Source organism: Rhizobium sp. Rhizsp42 (assembly GCF_047304155.1).
Lineage (GTDB): Bacteria > Pseudomonadota > Alphaproteobacteria > Rhizobiales > Rhizobiaceae > Rhizobium.
In genome coordinates this window covers 91,797-107,980 of record NZ_JBGLYS010000023.1, presented here as the reverse complement: position 1 = coordinate 107,980, position 16,184 = coordinate 91,797, and the positions used below count along the sequence as shown (strand labels likewise).

Below are 16,184 nucleotides of genomic sequence, written 5' to 3'. Positions count from 1 at the left end.
TTTTTTTTCTTTTTCTCTCCCCCCCCCCCCCCCCCCCCCCCCCCCCCCCCCCACCCCCCCCCCCCCCCCCCCCCTACTCCCCGGCGGGGGGCGGGGGGGGCCGCGCCCCCCCCCCCCCCCCCCCCCCCCTTTTTGCTGTCCTGTCGATGGAAGCAGCCGAAGAATGAATACCGATCTGCACGCGCCCCTTGGACAGAACCGCAAGCCTGGCGGCAAGCGCCCTGGCGTCTTGCGCACGGGGCGGGTGGTTGCCGGGCTTTGCCTCGTGCTAATCGGCGGCTTTTCGGTCTATACCGCCTTTCGCGGCGATGGCCTGAAGCGCGAGACGCCGCCCGCCAAGGAGCAGGCCTCCGCCGTTCCCACCGACACCACTCAACAGACCGCCACGCCCGATGCGACGCCTCTCAACGGCATGCCGCGCAGCGACGCGAATTCCGGCGCCAATGTCGAGCGCATGACGACGGGGGATGGCTCGGTGGTGACCAAATACAGCCCGAAGACCCGTGATGGAAACGGCCCCGTTCTGATCGACGCCATGCAGGTGGGCCAGGATCCGCGAATGGCCGCGCTGCCGAACGATGCCCTGCTCGAGGCGTCGTCGTTCGGACGGTTGCCGATCGTTGGCCCCGATGGCCGCCGGCCGATGGATCAGTATGCACGGCCATGGTCGGGGACTCATGGGACGCGGATCGCGATCGTCGTGAGCGGTCTTGGCCTCAGCCAGACGGGCACGCAGCGGGCGATCCAGCAGTTACCCGAGGAGGTGACGCTCGCCTTTGCCGCCAGCGGCAACAGCCTGCAACGCTGGATGCAGGAGGCGCGCCGCTCCGGCCACGAGATCTTGATCCAGGTGCCGCTTGAGCCTTTCGATTACCCGGCGAACGATCCGGGTCCCGATACGCTGCTGACGTCGAAAAGCGTCGCCAAGAATATCGAGAGCCTGCACCGGGCGATGGGTGAAATCACCAACTACACCGGCGTACTGAACTATCAGGGCGGCCGTTTCCTCTCTGATGCGAATGCCCTGGAGCCTGTCATGCGCGATATCGGCAAGCGCGGGCTGTTGTTTCTCGACGACGGAACCTCGGCGCAGTCGAAGACCGCCGCGATCGCCAAGGGTACGGAGACGCCATACGCGTTCGCGGACGTGCAGCTCGACGGGCAGGTGGATTTCAACGCGATCACCAACAAGCTTGACGAACTCGAGCGCGTGGCCAAGCGCAACGGCCAGGCGATCGGCGTTGCCTCCGCATTTGACGAGAGCATCGATGCCATTTCAAAATGGACGGAAGAAGCGGCGATGCGCGGCATCGAGATCGTCGGGATCGCCGCGCTGACCAATGATCCAAAGAAACCCTAGCAGAGACAACCATGAGCCAATCGACCGTTAAAGCCGAAGATCTGCCTTATCGCCCCTGCGTCGGCGTGATGATCCTCAACCGCGCCGGGCTCGTCTGGGCCGGCCGCCGGATTCCGGCGGAGAATTCGGAGTATGACGGCTCGCCGCAGCTGTGGCAGATGCCGCAGGGTGGCATCGACAAGGGCGAGGACCCGCTGACGGCGGCCTACCGCGAGCTCTATGAAGAGACGGGGATGAAGACGGTGACGCTGCTTGCCGAGGCGAAAGACTGGATCAACTACGATCTGCCGCCGCAGCTGATCGGCATCGGTCTGAAGGGCAAGTTTCGCGGACAGACGCAGCGCTGGTTCGCCTTCCGTTTCGATGGCGATGAGAGCGAGATCGCCATCAACCCGCCGCCGGGTGGACATTCTGCGGAATTCGACGCCTGGGACTGGAAGCCGATGGCGGAGTTGCCGGAACTGATCGTTTCGTTCAAGCGCGGTGTCTACGAGCAGGTGGTCAGCGAGTTCAGCCATCTCGCTGGATTGTCGGCCGCTTGATTTGGATGCCGGCCGCCTGGGCGACCGGCTCCTGTGGCTTGATTATTCGGCTTGGTCGGCCGAGTCGGCGTTCAGCTGGCCGTACTTGGCCTCGCCGATCTTGCCGAGCAGCTCGAGCTGCGTTTCGAGGAAGTCGATGTGGCCTTCCTCGTCCATGAGGAGCTCTTCGAAGAGCTTCATGGAAACGTAGTCGCCGGCCTCATGACAGATATCGCGGGATTTCTTGTAGGCGGTGCGGGCGTCGTATTCGCCGGCGAGATCCGCTTCCAGAACTTCCTTGACGTTCTGGCCGATGCGCAGCGGCGCAAGCGTCTGCAGATTGGGATGGCCTTCTAGGAAAATGATGCGCGCGACGAGCTTGTCGGCGTGCTGCATTTCTTCGATCGATTCAGCGCGCTCTTTCTTGGCAAGCTTGGTGTAGCCCCAATCCTCGAGCAAACGATAGTGAACCCAGTACTGATTGACAGCACCAAGCTCCAAAAAGAGGGCCTCGTTAAGCCGCTCGATGACTTTTTTGTCGCCTTTCAATGTCCGCTCTCCTGTTTTCTTCATGGAAGTTTCTGAGGCGGGACATGAAATCAAATATTTCGGCATCCGTCGAGTGGCGACGGGCGTGATAGTCCTCGGTCGTCTGAATGATGATGTCGACCACATTCGGGAAACAACCGCAGCAACGGCCGCGTTTTTCCATGGCATGATAGACTTTCGCAGGGACAATAAGCTGCCAACAGTCCTCATCGAGAAGGCTGTTGATAACCTCCCGGATTTCAGTGTCGGTTATGTAATTGCAGCTGCAGACAAGCACGTCTTCATTCCAAACATGACAATGACTATCGTCTTTTTGCTAAAGAAGACGCTCGTTGTCAAGAAAGATTCATATTCAGGCACTCTCGCTTCGCCGGCCCTCCGGCTCACTTACGATCCAATCGAAGCGGACGGCTCTCCGCTTGCGACGATGCCCGATCGGACCCACCATTGAAAATCAATGAAAATTACGTCCCTTCGGCATGACCGAGGCCGTGGCTTCATCCCGCCCTCGCTTGTCATGCGTGGTCATTCTTTTTTCCATCACCGCCTTCTCCAATGTCTCGTTGAGCTTCTTCTGCCGGGGATCGGCGGTCGGTCGGCGCGCTTCGTCGGAGCGGTCGCAGACGCCGAAGCGATTGGCCTCCTTCTGGAGCAGCCCCAGAGCGTGCGTCATGTCCTCGATATGATCGACAACCGTATGGATCACCCCGCTCTGGCTCTGCAGCTTGCCGCGGATCTTGACGAGTCGGGCGCCCATGACGATGGCGCGGTATTTCTCGAAGGTCTTCGGCCAGACGATGGCATTGGCCACGCCTGTTTCATCCTCCAGCGTCATGAAGATCACGCCCTTGGCCGAGCCCGGGCGCTGGCGCACCAGAACGAGGCCAGCAATCGTCACCCACCGGCCGTTCAGCACCTTGAGCAGGTCGACGCTACGGGTGATGCCGATCCCACGCAGTTCGTCGCGCAGGAAGGACAGAGGATGCGCCTTGAGCGACAGCGACAGATATCGGTAGTCCTCGACCACCTGCTCGCCCGGCAGCATCTCAGGCAGTTTAGCCTCAGGCTCGACCTGCAGGTCGAGATGGGAGGTCTGATCGAAAAGCGGCAAACGTTCGGCCGCGCTCTTCACATCGAGCGCGCGGACGGCCCATAGCGCTTCGCGCCGGGACAGGCCGATGCTGTTAAAGGCATCCGCATCCGCCAGCCGCTCGATATCGGATTTGTCGAGGCCGGAGCGCAGCCAGAGATCGCGGATGGAGGCATAGCCCGTCTTCCTGTTTGCCATAAGCTTCTCGCGTATGGCCTCCTCGGATAGCCCCTTTACCTGGCGAAAGCCGAGGCGAACGGCGTGATTTGCCTTGATGACATCAGTCATCTCACGATGGCGGAAATCGATCCGACGACCATCGAAGCGTCCGCCTTCCAGGAGGCAGTCCCAATCCGAGCTGTTGATGTCGACCGGCCGGATCTCCACGCCGTGTTCCCTGGCGTCGCGGACCAGCTGCGCCGGTGCGTAGAAGCCCATCGGCTGCGAGTTCAGCATGGCCGCACAGAAGACATCGGGGTAATAGGCCTTCACCCAGGAGGAGGCGTATACAAGCAGCGCGAAGGAGGCCGCGTGGCTTTCCGGAAAGCCGTATTCGCCAAAACCCTTGATCTGGTTGAAGCATTGCTGTGCGAACTCTTTCGAATAGATCTCCTTGGACATCATGCCGTCGATGAAGCGCTTTTCGAAATTGCCGATCGTGCCGGTTCGCTTGAAGGTCGCCATCGCCCGGCGTAACTGATCGGCTTCCGCCGGCTTGAAACCGGCCGCGGTGATGGCGATCTGCATCGCCTGTTCCTGAAAGAGAGGGACACCCAATGTCCGTTTCAGAACGTCTTTTAGCTCCTCGCTTGGATAGTCGATCGGGATACCTTGCCGTCGTTGCTCTCGTCGCTTCAGATATGGGTGGACCATGTCGCCCTGGATCGGGCCGGGCCGGACGATCGCCACCTCGATCACCAGATCGTAGAATTCTCTTGGGCGCAGGCGTGGCAGCATGCTCATCTGCGCCCGGCTTTCGATCTGGAATACGCCGAGCGTATCGGCCCGGCAGATCATGTCATAGACGGGCTCTTCGTCTTCGTGTTTGGCATTGCCGAGATCTGCGAGGGTTTTCTTCTCGTCGTAATGCAGCAGAAGAAGGTCGAAGGCTTTGCGCAGGCAGGTCAGCATGCCGAGTGCCAGAACGTCGACCTTCAATATCTTCAAATTGTCGAGATCGTCCTTGTCCCACTCGATCATGTAACGGTCCGGCATGGCCGTGTTCATGATGGGCACGACTTCATCGAGCCGATCGCGAGTGATGACGAAACCACCGACATGCTGGGTGAGGTGGCGGGGAAAGCTCAGAAGCTCTGAGGCATATTTCAGCACGTTGTTGGTCACGACGTTTCCGGTATCAAGACCAGCAGCCTTGGCCTCGCGTTCCGAAAGCTTGTCGTCAGACCAGCCCCAGACCAGACTGCCAATCGCCGATTGGACGTCTTCCGACAGGCCAAACGCCTTTGCAACCTCCCGCCCTGCGGAACGCGTGCGGTAGCTGGTCACGGCCGCCGTGAGCCCGGCATGCTCCTTTCCGTATCGCTGGTATATGTGCTGGATCACCTCTTCACGCCGGTCGTGCTCGAAATCGACATCGATGTCGGGAGGCTCGTCGCGGTCCGTGGACATGAAGCGGTCGAAGAGAAGCTTGTTCTTCTCCGGATTAACCTCGGTGATTTCCAGGCAGTAGCAGATGACCGAGTTGGCAGCCGAGCCTCGGCCCTGGCAAAGAACATGTAGCTTGTATCGGGCATGCATGATGATCCTGTGGACCGTCAGGAAATAAGGCGCGTATTGTTTTTCCTTGATCAGTTCCAGCTCATAGCGGATCTGCGCTCTGGTTTTCTCCTTCATCTCCTCTGGAAAACGTCTGGCGGCTCCGGCCCAGGTCAGGCGTTCAAGTGTCTCGTAAGGGGTTTCACCCTCGTCGTTTTCATCCGGGTAATTGTGCTGCAGGTCATCGAGGCAAAAACTCAGCCCGGCGAAGAACCTTTGTGTGTTGATGACCGCGTCCGGATGATCCCTGAAGAGACGCTTCATTTCACGTTCGTCTTTCAGATGGCGTTCTGCATTCGGCGCCAACAGGAAGCCCGCCTTATAGATCGGAACGTGTTCACGTATCGAGGTGACGACGTCCGACAAGGGGCGGCGAGCCGCTTCGTGAAATAGCGGCTGGTTGGTGGCGATGAGAGGCACACGGTTGCGGGCGGCCAGCATGGAAAGAACGGAAAAAACGCGCCTGTCGCGGCCGTCATAAGCGGGCGTCAGTGCCATGTGGAACTTACCACGGAAACGCTCGCGCAGGCGTTGGAGGCAGGCTTCGAAGGCGGGGTGACGACTGGTATCGTCGGCGATTGATGGGTTTGGAACAAGCGCCAGCATCATCCGGTCTCCCCATTCGATAAGGTCGGCCTCCTGCAAGAGGCAACTGCCCTTTTCCGCGCGCAGATTACCGGCGCTCAGCAGGCGACAAAGATGGGCCCAGCCTTTTCGGTCTTGTGGATAGGCCAGAATGTCGGGGGTCTCGTCCGAGAAAACGAGACGAGCGCCCGGCTGAAAGCGAATTGGGTCGAGAACGGTTTCTGGCTTCTCGTCCCCCTGCAGCCGTCCCTGCTGTTTTCGCTCGTATTTTTCTTTGATCGCCTTGGCTTGGGCATGCGCCCTGACGACGCCGGCCACAGAGTTGGTGTCGGCAATGCCGAGACCGCCCAGTTTCAGGAGCGTGCCCTGCAGCACCATCTCCTCAGGCTTGGATGCACCTTCAAGAAAGGAGAAGTTCGTCTTGGCGCCGATCTCGAAAAAACCGGCGTTCATGCGAGCATTCCATGCATGTACCAGCTCTGCTTTTCATCGTAGCCGTAAAGGCCTTCGCGATAGATCCAAAACCGATAGCCCTGATCGTCCTCGATGCGAAAATAATCGCGCGAGGGTTTATCCTTGTCGTCGGTCTTGTCTTTCATCCACCATTCTTCGGCAATCCGTTCAGGCCCCTCGCTTTTGACGACGCGGTGGCGCGTGCGGCGCCATTGAAAGCTGGCGGGTGCGCCGTCGGGAACCTCTACGGCGAAAGCATCCATGGGTTCCGGCCGCTGCAAGAGACGGACCGGTCTTTCGCTGCGCGCTGGTGGTGTAATGATTTGCTCAATTCGGGATGCCGATAAAGCGTCGATCGCGGGGACGAGAATAGCCGCCTTTTCTGGTATATGGCTCTCGCGTAACTGAAAGGTTTGCAGGCAATCGGCACCGAGCCTTGCCGAAACGCGATCAACGAAGATGGCCAGCGATGCGTCCGTTTGACGGTGCCCCTCGAAATCGCTCTGGGCCGTATCGAAATTTTCGTGGCGCAGGACATTGAGGCGCAGGATCTCAAATCCGTAGCCGGCATCGAGATCGTCATGGACGGCCTGCAGGCGTTCGGTGAAGAGGATGGCGATGCGCCTGGGTTCCCGCAGCGGCCTTGTCGTGCCGGCCGCAATGCGGAAGACCTTGCCATCGACACGGAACAGGACGAGTTCGAAAACGCGACCGCCGACGCCGCGTGCCTCCAGTGACGGTTTCAGCGCATGGGCGATCTGGTCGGTGACGGCCAGAATCTCCTCTTCCGCGGCGACCGGCTCCATCAAGCGGCGCTCGGCCGAGAGGCTGGCGACGGGCAGGCGCGGCGATATCGGCTCCTCATCCGTTCCAAGCACCTGGTCAAGCCGCAACAGCACGCTTGCGCCGAAACGACGGGTCAGCGGGGCGCGCGGGGTTTCCATCAGGTCGCCGATGTATTTCAGGCCCATCTTGGTGAGCGCTGCGATCGTGTCGTCCGAGAGGCGAAGTGCGGCGACAGGAAGTGGGGCGACGACCCGTTCCGTCTCATCCGCGTCGATCACGCCTCCCTGGCCGAAGCGGCTGACCGCCCAGGAGAGGCCCGGGGAGGCAGTGATCGCGCCCCGGACGTCGATACCCATTTGAAAGAGCCTGGACAGGATATCTTTGAGCAGCGCCTTTTCGCCACCGAAGAGATGGGCGCAGCCGGTGATGTCGAGAAACAGGCCATCCCTGCCGTCGAGCGCCACCAATGGCGTATAGCGGTCACACCAATCGGCGATGCCTTCGAGAAAGCGCTGGTCGGCGGCCGGGTCCTCCTCGATTACCTCGATCGTCGGGTGGATGGCGCGGGCTTCGGCAACGCCCATGTTCTTTTTCAGGTTGATCGCCTCGGCTGCCTCGTCCAGCGCCGTCAACCGCATGGTGTTGGCGTGGCGGCCGGAGCAGACGATCGGCGGCGTCTCAGGACGATTGCGCAAACGCCAGGCGAGACCCCATTTCTTCCTGGATATGCGATCGGTCGGCAAATGCGGAAAATGCAGCGCCAGAATGCGCTGAGCGTTCGCCTGGAAAGCGAGTGTTGGCTGATGGGCGGACAGGGAAAAACCGGCGGTCATGGGGGTTCCACTCCAGAAGAATGGAGAAAGGAGCCGGGTTTCGGCTCTTCTCCAGGGTGATGCGAAAGATCGGATTGCCGATGCTGCCGCCCAGCATCGAACCATCAGGCAAGGGCCGCGCCGCAGATGGCGCGGGTTCGGCAAGGAAGCGGAAGATGGCGCTGCTGGCTTCTTCCTCCGCTGCCTGCCGCAACAGGAAAAGCGGGCGGCGAGACGCCTTTGCCCGCAGGTTGAGACGGCGGCTTTCCGTCAGGCCGAAGGGCCTGGGATTACCGCGAACCTCGAGAATGGTGACCGGAAAGACGCCGCTTTCGACGGCGGTTTCCGCCAGCCACAGCGCATCCTCCAGCTTTTTGGGTGCGGCGTGCAGGAAGAGCCGCGGCTTCAGGCCGAAATCGCTGAGGCCGACGGCGTAGGGCCGCCCGGCCTCCATCGTCGCCACAGTATCGGCGATCCAGAGGATCGGCAGGTGCGCGTTCGCCCCCTCCTCGTGCCCATGCTGGAGCATGGCCGCGATCGCCAGAACGAAGCCGCTGCTTGCGCCGGCATTGCGCAATAGCGTCGTGCGGATTTCGGTCAGGCCATCGAGCGGCAGGCCGCCGTCGAGTGCCTCATCCAGAGCGGGGATGCCAAGCGGCAGACGCAGGGCGTCTTCGCTCTTCGGCTTGTCGAGAACGGTTTCGGCCAAAGCCTGATTTTCCGCCGCCGCCAATGCGGGCACCGGTTTTCCTTCAAGCTTTGCAATGGTTTCGCGGAGCGCAAAAAGCCGCTCGCGCGCCACGGCCGACTGTGCCACGACGTCACTCCATCTAACGGATGTTCCTATTATGTTCTTATGGATTCCAGAGCTCGACCGAAGAGTCAACAGCCGTTTGATGTGAATTTATTCCTGCCTTTGATTCCGCTCTCGAAAATCAGCTGCAAAGGCTCTATATGGGCGGCAAAGGAAAGGAGCTTTTATGGCTCGCATAGACCAGAGCGACAATTGGCAGGATCGCCACGCTCCGACAATCAGCACGTTCGAGTCCCTGGCGATGGAGGCCTACAGCCACCTGCCGGAAGAATTCCGTGCGCTGACCACCAATCTGACGATCGAGATCGAAGACTTCCCCGATGACGAGGTGTTTGAGGACATGGCGCTGGAAACGCCGTTCGATCTGCTCGGCCTGTTCGAGGGGCGCGGGATTTCCGAGCGCTTCACCATGGAAACGGGCGAGCTTCCCAATCGCATCCGCCTCTACCGGCGGCCGATCCTCGATTATTGGGCCGAGAACGACGAGACGCTGGGCGATATCATCACCCACGTGCTGATCCACGAGATAGGCCACCATTTCGGTCTCAGCGACGACGACATGGAGCGGATCGAGGCGAGCGCGGAAGAGGCGGCCGAGCGTTAAATGGTCGACCGCCGCCTCTGAGCGCTTACTGCTCGGAGAGCTTCATGTCGGGGTGGTAATCCTTGCCTTCGACATGCTTGACGATCGCCTGGGCGCACATCACCTGGCCGGTCTGCGAGTTGAAGGTCATGGCCGGCGAGCCGTTCAGCGACCAACCCTTGTTGAGGGCGTCGGTTACGCGGTGGCAGAAGGCGGCGTCGTCCTGGCCGGTCAGAAGGCGGTAGAGCTTCATCACATCGTCTTTCAGTTTGCCGTCTGGCCTTTTGCCTTTTGGCGATCTGCAATCAGGCGGGCTTTATGAACCAGAGTTTCCGCCTGGACAAGATGCAGCCGTTCGATCATGCGGCCGCCGACATTGATGACGTTGAGGCCATCCGTGGCGGGGTCGGCGAAGGCTTTCATGATCGCTTGGGCTTCGGCGATGGCGGATGCGTCCGGGCCGAAATGCCGGTTGGCGGGCTCGATCTGCGCGGGGTGGATCAGCATCTTGCCATCGAAGCCCATAGCGCGCGCCTCGGCGCATTCGGTGTCGAAGCCATCGATATCCTTGAAATCATTGAAGACGCTGTCGATGGCGCAGAGGCCGTAAGCGCGCACGGCCAGGATCACCTGCATCAGCCAGGGCACAAGATACTGCCGGCCGGGCTGCGGCAGCACGCCGGTTTCCTTGCGCAGGTCATTGAGGCCGACGACGAAGCAATCGAGCCTCGAGCCCGCCGTTCGCCCGGCTTCGGCGATCGCCGCGGCATTGAGGATGCCGCGGGGTGTCTCGATCATTGCCCAGATCCGCACTTCATCAGGCGCATCGGCATCCGCGAGAAGATCGCTGACCGACATCACGTCCTGTGGTTCGCCGACCTTCGGCAGCAGGACGGCATCCGGCTCCAGCGCGCTCACAAGCTCCATGTCGGCGCGGCCCCAGTTGGTGTCGAGGCCGTTGATGCGGATGATGCGTTCCTTGCCCTCGAGTGGTCTGCCCTGAAAGAAGGCGGCCAGGTTTTCGCGCGCTTCGGCCTTCTTCTCGGGTGCCACGGAATCCTCAAGGTCGAAGATCACCGCATCGCAATCGAGCTGATGGGTCTTTTCCAGAGCGCGAGGGTTGATCGCGGGAACGCTCAGCACCGAGCGGCGCAGGTTCGTTGAACGGGTGAGGGGAGACTGGCTCATCACGAATGTGTGTCAAGCTTTGTGAGCAATGGCAAGACAACAAAAAGCCATGCTTATCTTGCAGAAGACAAGACGAAGGACCACATTCCTTTCCTAGAAAGGTTTCAAACCCATGCAGAATATTCGTTCCGTCTTCCTTTTGCTTGCAGGCATCACCGCATTCGCAGCATTGGCGCTCCTCACCTTTTCGGTGACGCTCGCCGTCGGCGCCATTCTGACGGTGCTGATGGTCGGCCGCGCGCTCTCGTTGAAGATGAAGGCGGCTCCGGTCTGCGCAAGGGCGAAGTCCAAGACGCGCGATGGTCAACCCATGCGCATCTGGAACGACGGTCGCGGCACGATCATCGATCTCTGATCGCCTTTCTCCGATCGCTTCTGGCGTCCGCATTTATTTCATTCGGTCTGTCGGCTGGCGTTTTGCTCGCGCGTCCTAGATGCGGCAAGGCTTGTGGCTGCACAAGCATCACGCCCAGGCATCAATGGAGGACTGCATGGAAAGCGAAACGCAAACCGGCCAGATGATCATGCCGCCGGTCAAGAACGGGCTGCTCCCCTACATCACAGTCGACGGCGCGCTGAAGGCGGCGGAATTCTACGAAAAAGCTTTCGGCGCCGAGCAGGCATTCGTCGTGCCGCCCGATGAAAAGGGACGCACGATGCATGTGCATCTCTACATCAACGGCAGCTCGCTGATGCTGAGCGACGCCTATCCCGAGCACGGCCATCCTTTTCGGCCGCACCAGGGTTTCTCACTGCAGCTCGTCGTCGACGATATCGATCTGTGGTGGGATCGGGCGGTGAAGGCCGGCGTCGAGGTCGTCATGCCCGTCGAGCGTATGTTCTGGGGCGACCGCTATGGCCAGCTGCGCGATCCCTTCGGCGTCTCTTGGGCGATGAACGAGCCCGCCAAGGCCGGCTAGATCAGTCGCGCCCGGCCGGCCGATTCTTCAGGGCGCTGGCCGGTGCTGCAGATTCCCCTTCATTTTGCCGGGAAACTGGACTAAACGCTGATCAACACACTATCTCTGCCGAACTGGAGGCCAGGCCATGGAAAAATTCACCAAGCTGACGGGCGTCGCCGCCCCTCTGCCGGTTGTCAACATCGACACCGACATGATCATCCCGAAGGATTACCTGAAGACGATCAAGCGCACTGGCCTCGGCAAGGGTCTCTTCGCGGAAGCCCGCTACAATGAAGACGGCACGCCGAACGAGGATTTCGTCCTCAACAAGCCGGCCTACCAGAACGCCAAGATCCTCGTCGCCGGCGATAATTTCGGCTGCGGCTCTTCGCGCGAGCACGCGCCGTGGGCGCTGCTCGATTTCGGCATCCGCTGCGTGATCTCCACCAGCTTCGCCGACATCTTCTACAACAACTGTTTCAAGAACGGCATCCTGCCGATCAAGGTCAGCCCGGAAAACCTGGAAAAGCTGCTGGACGACGCCTCGCGCGGCTCCAACGCCATCCTGACGGTCGACCTGGAAAACATGGAAATCACCGGCCCCGACGGCGGCTCCATCAAGTTCGACCTCGATGCCTTCAAGCGTCACTGCATGCTGAACGGTCTCGACGATATCGGCCTGACGATGGAAAAGGGCAAGGAAATCGACCAGTTCGAAAAGGCCAACGCCGCTTCCCATCCCTGGGCCGCCTAAGCGCCTCGACAGGATTACATGATCAAGCCGGCGGGTTCTCTCCCGCCGGCTTTTTCTTTTGCCTCAGAGCAGCCGCTCTCTCCACATCTTGAGCTTTTCCAGCGACACGCCGATGCCGCCGCAGACCTCGATCAGCGGGTTTTTGAAGCGGGCGAGGAGGTCGGGGTGGGTGTCGGTGACCGCAAGGGCGGCGCCGCAGGCGGGTTCGACGAGGATGCGGTAGGCGTCGGCGAATTTCAGGCAGGCGGCGACGGCTTCGGCGTCGGTCACCGTCACGCTCTCGATCGGATGATGCTTGGGGAGGTCGAAGACATGCTGGGCGACCTGGCGCGCGCCGAGCGAGGTGGCGATCGAGGTGATGGCGGGCAGGGTGATGCGTTCGCCGGCGGCCAGGCTGGCGTTGAAGGATGCGGCCCCTTCAGTCTCGACGGCGATGACGGGCACATTGTCTAGGCCGTTGCGTTTCAGGCCGGCGACGATGCCGGCAAGCAGTCCGCCACCGCCGACACTGGCAATCACGCAGTCGAATTCGGCGCCCTTGGCCACCACTTCGTCGATCAGCGTGCCGTGGCCTTCCCAGAGCAGCGGGTGGTCGAAGGGGTGCACATAGGCGGCCTTGCGCTCTGCGGCGAGATTGACCGCATGGGCGTTGGCCTCGTCGAAGACGGAGCCATGGACGAGGACGGCGGCGCCGGTGGCTGCGATCGAGCGGCGGACGTCCTCGGCGGTGGTTTCCGGCACGACGATGGTGACGGGTATGCCAAGCGCGCGGCCGGCATAGGCCGCGGCGATGCCGGCATTGCCGCCGGAGGCGCAGAAGATTTCTTTCGCGCCATTTTCCACCTCGTGCTGACAGAGCCTGCCAACGCCACGCAGCTTGAAACTTCCGGCCGGCTGTAGCGCGTCCAGCTTCAGCCAGAGCGGCCGGTTTGCGGCGCTATAGTCGGCGGATGTCAAAAAGAGCGGGGTGTCGAGATGGAGCGGTGCGGCGGGCATGGGCGTTTTCCGGATCATGGTCACGATGCCCTTCTTGTTGCCCAGGCAAATTACGGGGTCAACTGATCATTCAACTCTGGCGTCAACCGTACCGAAACGGCCTCTTGGTCGCTTGAAATGCCTTCTGCCGAGGGATAATAAGCCGCAACTTGTTTTTCCCGGAGGTTTTCCATGACGACGCGCAATCTTTTCCTGCTGCCGGGTGACGGCATCGGTCCCGAGGCTATGGGTGAGGTCCGCAAGATCATTGCCTTCATGAACGAAGAGATGTCGGCTGGCTTTACCACCGATGAAGGTCTGGTCGGCGGTTGTGCTTACGACGCGCATGGCGCGGCGATCTCCGAAGCTGACATGCAGAAGGCGCTTTCGGCCGACGCGGTTCTCTTCGGCGCCGTCGGCGGCCCAAAGTGGGACGACGTTCCCTATGAAGTGCGCCCCGAAGCCGGCCTGCTGCGCCTGCGCAAGGATCTCGAGCTGTTCGCCAACCTGCGTCCTGCCATCTGCTACCCGGCGCTCGCTGCCGCTTCCTCGCTGAAGCCGGAACTGGTCGAAGGCCTGGATATCCTGATCATCCGCGAACTGACCGGCGGCGTCTATTTCGGCGAGCCGAAGACCATCACCGATCTTGGCAATGGCCAGAAACGCGCCATCGACACGCAGGTCTACGACACCTACGAGATCGAGCGCATCTCGGCCGTGGCCTTCGAAATGGCCCGCACGCGCCAGAACCGCGTCTGCTCCATGGAAAAGCGCAACGTCATGAAGTCGGGCGTGTTGTGGAACCAGGTCGTGACCGCGACGCACAAGGACAAGTATTCCGACGTCAAGCTCGAGCACATGCTGGCGGATGCCGGCGGCATGCAGCTGGTGCGTGCGCCGAAGCAGTTCGACGTCATCGTCACCGACAACCTGTTCGGCGACATGCTCTCCGACGTTGCCGCCATGCTCACGGGTTCGCTCGGCATGCTGCCGTCGGCTTCGCTCGGCGCGCCTGACGGCAAGACCGGCAAGCGCAAGGCGCTCTACGAGCCGGTGCACGGTTCGGCCCCCGATATCGCCGGCAAGGGCATTGCCAACCCGATCGCGATGATCGCCTCGTTCGCCATGTGCCTGCGCTACTCCTTCGCCATGGTCAAGGAAGCCGACAACCTCGAAAAGGCGATCGCCAACGTGCTCGACCAGGGCATCCGCACCGCCGATATCATGGCCGATGGTGCCAAGAAGGTCGGCACGGTCGAGATGGGTGAAGCGATCCTCGCCGAGTTCAAGGCGCTTTCTGCCTGATATTTCACGTGAAACATCTTTCAGACCCTTCGCATCTCACGATGCGGAGGGTCTTTGCATTGAAGGTGCCTATCGCCGCCCCTATCTCCCTCCTGCATTGAGAAAAGAGCGGGAGTAGAATGAGCGAGAGCGATCGAAGGCCGGGTTTCTGGGGCTATCTGAAGAAGCGCTACCAGGCGCGCCGTACGATCCATCGCCGGGTTCCCTGGAAGGGGTTTGCCTTTTCCGCGATCAATGCCATTGCCATCGCATTCTTCGTGTTTGATCGCCCGCTCGGTATTGCGGCCAAGGAACTGGCGCAGCCGCTGGTCACCCTTGCCGGCGATATTACCGATATCGGCAGACTTGCATGGATTCTCGCCGGTCTGACAACCATTGTTGCAACCGCCTATCTGGTGAGGCGTCGGCTATGGAAGGTGCGCAGGCGGTTTCGCATGGTCTATTTCGGCCAGATGGCGGCCTATGTCGCACTCTCCGTCGTGCTGACCGCCATCATTGCCAACTTCCTGAAGTTCGCGATCGGCCGCGCCCGGCCGCTGATCTACGATCAGGAGGGCATTTTCAGCTTCGCGCCGTTCAACATGGATTTCCTGCACCAGAGCTTTCCATCCGGGCATTCGGCCAATATCGGCGCGCTGTTTGTGGCGCTGGCGCTGCTCTTCCCACGGTTTCGTCTTGGTTTCATTGGCATCGGGCTTTGGCTGGGCGCCACCCGTATCATCATCGGCGTGCATTATCCAAGTGACGTTACGGCGGGGCTGGCGCTTGGCGCGTGGATCGCTTTTGCCACGTCCATCCTGTTTGCACGCTTCGGTCTGGTGTTCTCGATCGGGCGCGATGGCGGGTGGCCGATACCGCGGCTCAGCCGCTTGTTGTAAGCGCCTCCGTAAAAATTCTGTAGTCTGCTTCTGCTAGGTCTCGGTCGTTGATCGACAACCCCTGACCAGGACCGCCGACAGACATGAAATCCTTTCTCTCTTCGCTTGAGAAACGCAGGCTTCGCTGTCGTCACGGCATGCCGCACCTGCGTTGGCAATCCTGTCTGTTCGTCACGGTCAACGCCGTGATCCTCTCGCTCCTGTTGTTCGATGGTCCTGTCGGCGGCGATCACGTGCCGCCAACCATTCGCAGGGTCGGCCTGATGTTGACCGATTTCGGCAAGTCCGACTGGATCATCATCGTCAGCGCCTTCCTTTTGTTCCAGGGTTGGGCGTCGTCGCGCACCGCCACCAGCGTGCGTCACCGCCTGCAAGCACTCAGGGTCAGCTGGATCGGCTGCTATCTCTTAACCTCGATCGCGTTGTCGGGACTGGTCGCCAATCTCCTGAAACGGTTGATCGGGCGGGCACGGCCGGAGCATTTCCAGGACTACGGCATCTTCTCGTTTTCGTCCTTCTCCGGCCATTCCTTCGAAAGCTTCCCATCAGGCCACGCAACGACGATCGGGGCCTTCTTCGCCGCCTTCGCGCTGCTTTTCCCGCGCTATCGCATTGCTTTCGTGGCTTGTGCGCTGTGGTTCGGCATGACTCGGGTCATGGTAAGTGCGCATTACCCAAGCGATGTGATCGCCGGCCTGGCGCTCGGCGGGTGGTTTTCGCTGATGATTGCCATCGTCTATGCGCGCCACAATCTTCTGTTTCGCCCAGGCGTCGGCGGCTGGCCGCAGCCCAAGCGGCTGTTTCCGGCAATAGAAAACCCGGCGCCTTTGGAGCGCCGGGCCTTGTCTCTCGT

The 16,184-nt window shown here is 60.9% G+C and carries 15 protein-coding genes and 2 pseudogenes; 9 read left to right on the top strand and 8 right to left on the bottom strand.

From position 1 onward, the window contains the following. Positions 1-163 precede the first annotated feature (163 nt). Positions 164-1,360 (top strand): divergent polysaccharide deacetylase family protein, encoded by a 1,197-nt coding sequence (locus ACCD05_RS20790; RefSeq protein ID WP_111562688.1) that lies wholly within the window; start codon positions 164-166, stop codon positions 1,358-1,360. Positions 1,361-1,371: 11 nt separating this feature from the next. Continuing rightward, positions 1,372-1,902: an RNA pyrophosphohydrolase gene (locus ACCD05_RS20785; RefSeq protein ID WP_413394995.1), complete on the top strand. Its 531-nt coding sequence runs from the start codon at positions 1,372-1,374 to the stop codon at positions 1,900-1,902. A 42-nt stretch (positions 1,903-1,944) separates the two neighbouring features. On the opposite strand, the gene bfr is transcribed toward ACCD05_RS20785, so the two are convergent. From bfr to ACCD05_RS20760, 5 genes and pseudogenes are all read right to left on the bottom strand, one after another. After that, a complete protein-coding gene (gene bfr / locus ACCD05_RS20780; RefSeq protein ID WP_018901052.1) occupies positions 1,945-2,430 on the bottom strand; it encodes a bacterioferritin in 486 nt (161 codons plus the stop codon). After that, a pseudogene (locus ACCD05_RS20775) lies at positions 2,396-2,790 on the bottom strand ((2Fe-2S)-binding protein). The gene bfr and the pseudogene ACCD05_RS20775 overlap by 35 nt, the downstream one beginning before the upstream one ends. Before the next feature lie 94 nt (positions 2,791-2,884). Further along, on the bottom strand, positions 2,885-6,334 hold the full coding sequence (locus ACCD05_RS20770) for an error-prone DNA polymerase (RefSeq protein ID WP_413394993.1): 3,450 nt from the start codon (positions 6,332-6,334) through the stop codon (positions 2,885-2,887). After that, a complete protein-coding gene (locus ACCD05_RS20765; RefSeq protein WP_413395001.1) occupies positions 6,331-7,758 on the bottom strand; it encodes a Y-family DNA polymerase in 1,428 nt (475 codons plus the stop codon). The genes ACCD05_RS20770 and ACCD05_RS20765 overlap by 4 nt, the downstream gene beginning before the upstream one ends. Positions 7,759-7,798: 40 nt before the next feature. Next, a complete protein-coding gene (locus ACCD05_RS20760) occupies positions 7,799-8,749 on the bottom strand; it encodes an ImuA family protein (RefSeq protein WP_413394991.1) in 951 nt (316 codons plus the stop codon). Positions 8,750-8,912: 163 nt separating this feature from the next. On the opposite strand from ACCD05_RS20760, the gene ACCD05_RS20755 reads away from it, so the two are divergent. After that, positions 8,913-9,350: a metallopeptidase family protein gene (locus ACCD05_RS20755; RefSeq protein WP_112942703.1), complete on the top strand. Its 438-nt coding sequence runs from the start codon at positions 8,913-8,915 to the stop codon at positions 9,348-9,350. A gap of 25 nt (positions 9,351-9,375) precedes the next feature. Here ACCD05_RS20755 and ACCD05_RS20750 read toward each other — a convergent pair whose 3' ends face one another. Together ACCD05_RS20750 and ACCD05_RS20745 are read right to left on the bottom strand one after the other, a co-directional pair. Continuing rightward, on the bottom strand, positions 9,376-9,582 hold the full coding sequence (locus ACCD05_RS20750; RefSeq protein ID WP_018901046.1) for a DUF1737 domain-containing protein: 207 nt from the start codon (positions 9,580-9,582) through the stop codon (positions 9,376-9,378). 11 nt (positions 9,583-9,593) lie between these two features. Then, positions 9,594-10,517 (bottom strand): HpcH/HpaI aldolase/citrate lyase family protein, encoded by a 924-nt coding sequence (locus tag ACCD05_RS20745; protein WP_413394988.1) that lies wholly within the window; start codon positions 10,515-10,517, stop codon positions 9,594-9,596. A 112-nt stretch (positions 10,518-10,629) separates the two neighbouring features. Here ACCD05_RS20745 and ACCD05_RS20740 point away from each other — a divergent pair, with 112 nt between their 5' ends. From ACCD05_RS20740 to leuD, 3 genes are all read left to right on the top strand, one after another. Continuing rightward, the gene (locus ACCD05_RS20740; RefSeq protein WP_018901044.1) at positions 10,630-10,872 is read left to right on the top strand and encodes a hypothetical protein; all 243 of its coding nucleotides are present in this window, start codon (positions 10,630-10,632) and stop codon (positions 10,870-10,872) included. A 136-nt stretch (positions 10,873-11,008) separates the two neighbouring features. Next, on the top strand, positions 11,009-11,437 hold the full coding sequence (locus tag ACCD05_RS20735; RefSeq protein WP_413394986.1) for a VOC family protein: 429 nt from the start codon (positions 11,009-11,011) through the stop codon (positions 11,435-11,437). A gap of 127 nt (positions 11,438-11,564) precedes the next feature. Beyond that, positions 11,565-12,173, top strand: coding sequence for a 3-isopropylmalate dehydratase small subunit (gene leuD, locus ACCD05_RS20730; protein WP_018901042.1), 609 nt, complete (start codon positions 11,565-11,567; stop codon positions 12,171-12,173). A 63-nt stretch (positions 12,174-12,236) separates the two neighbouring features. Here the strand turns inward: leuD and ACCD05_RS20725 are convergent, their stop codons facing one another. After that, positions 12,237-13,169 carry a pyridoxal-phosphate dependent enzyme gene (locus ACCD05_RS20725; RefSeq protein ID WP_413394984.1) on the bottom strand — a complete coding sequence of 311 codons (933 nt, stop codon included), beginning with the start codon at positions 13,167-13,169 and terminating at the stop codon, positions 12,237-12,239. Positions 13,170-13,340: 171 nt separating this feature from the next. On the opposite strand from ACCD05_RS20725, the gene leuB reads away from it, so the two are divergent. From leuB to ACCD05_RS20710, 3 genes and pseudogenes are all read left to right on the top strand, one after another. Next, entirely contained in the window at positions 13,341-14,453 is a 1,113-nt protein-coding gene (gene leuB / locus ACCD05_RS20720) for a 3-isopropylmalate dehydrogenase (RefSeq protein ID WP_112982854.1), read from the top strand. Between the two features lie 119 nt (positions 14,454-14,572). Beyond that, entirely contained in the window at positions 14,573-15,331 is a 759-nt protein-coding gene (locus ACCD05_RS20715) for a phosphatase PAP2 family protein (RefSeq protein ID WP_047509011.1), read from the top strand. Positions 15,332-15,414: 83 nt separating this feature from the next. Beyond that, positions 15,415-16,143 (top strand): annotated as a pseudogene (locus ACCD05_RS20710) (phosphatase PAP2 family protein); the annotation flags it as partial. Positions 16,144-16,184 lie beyond the last annotated feature (41 nt).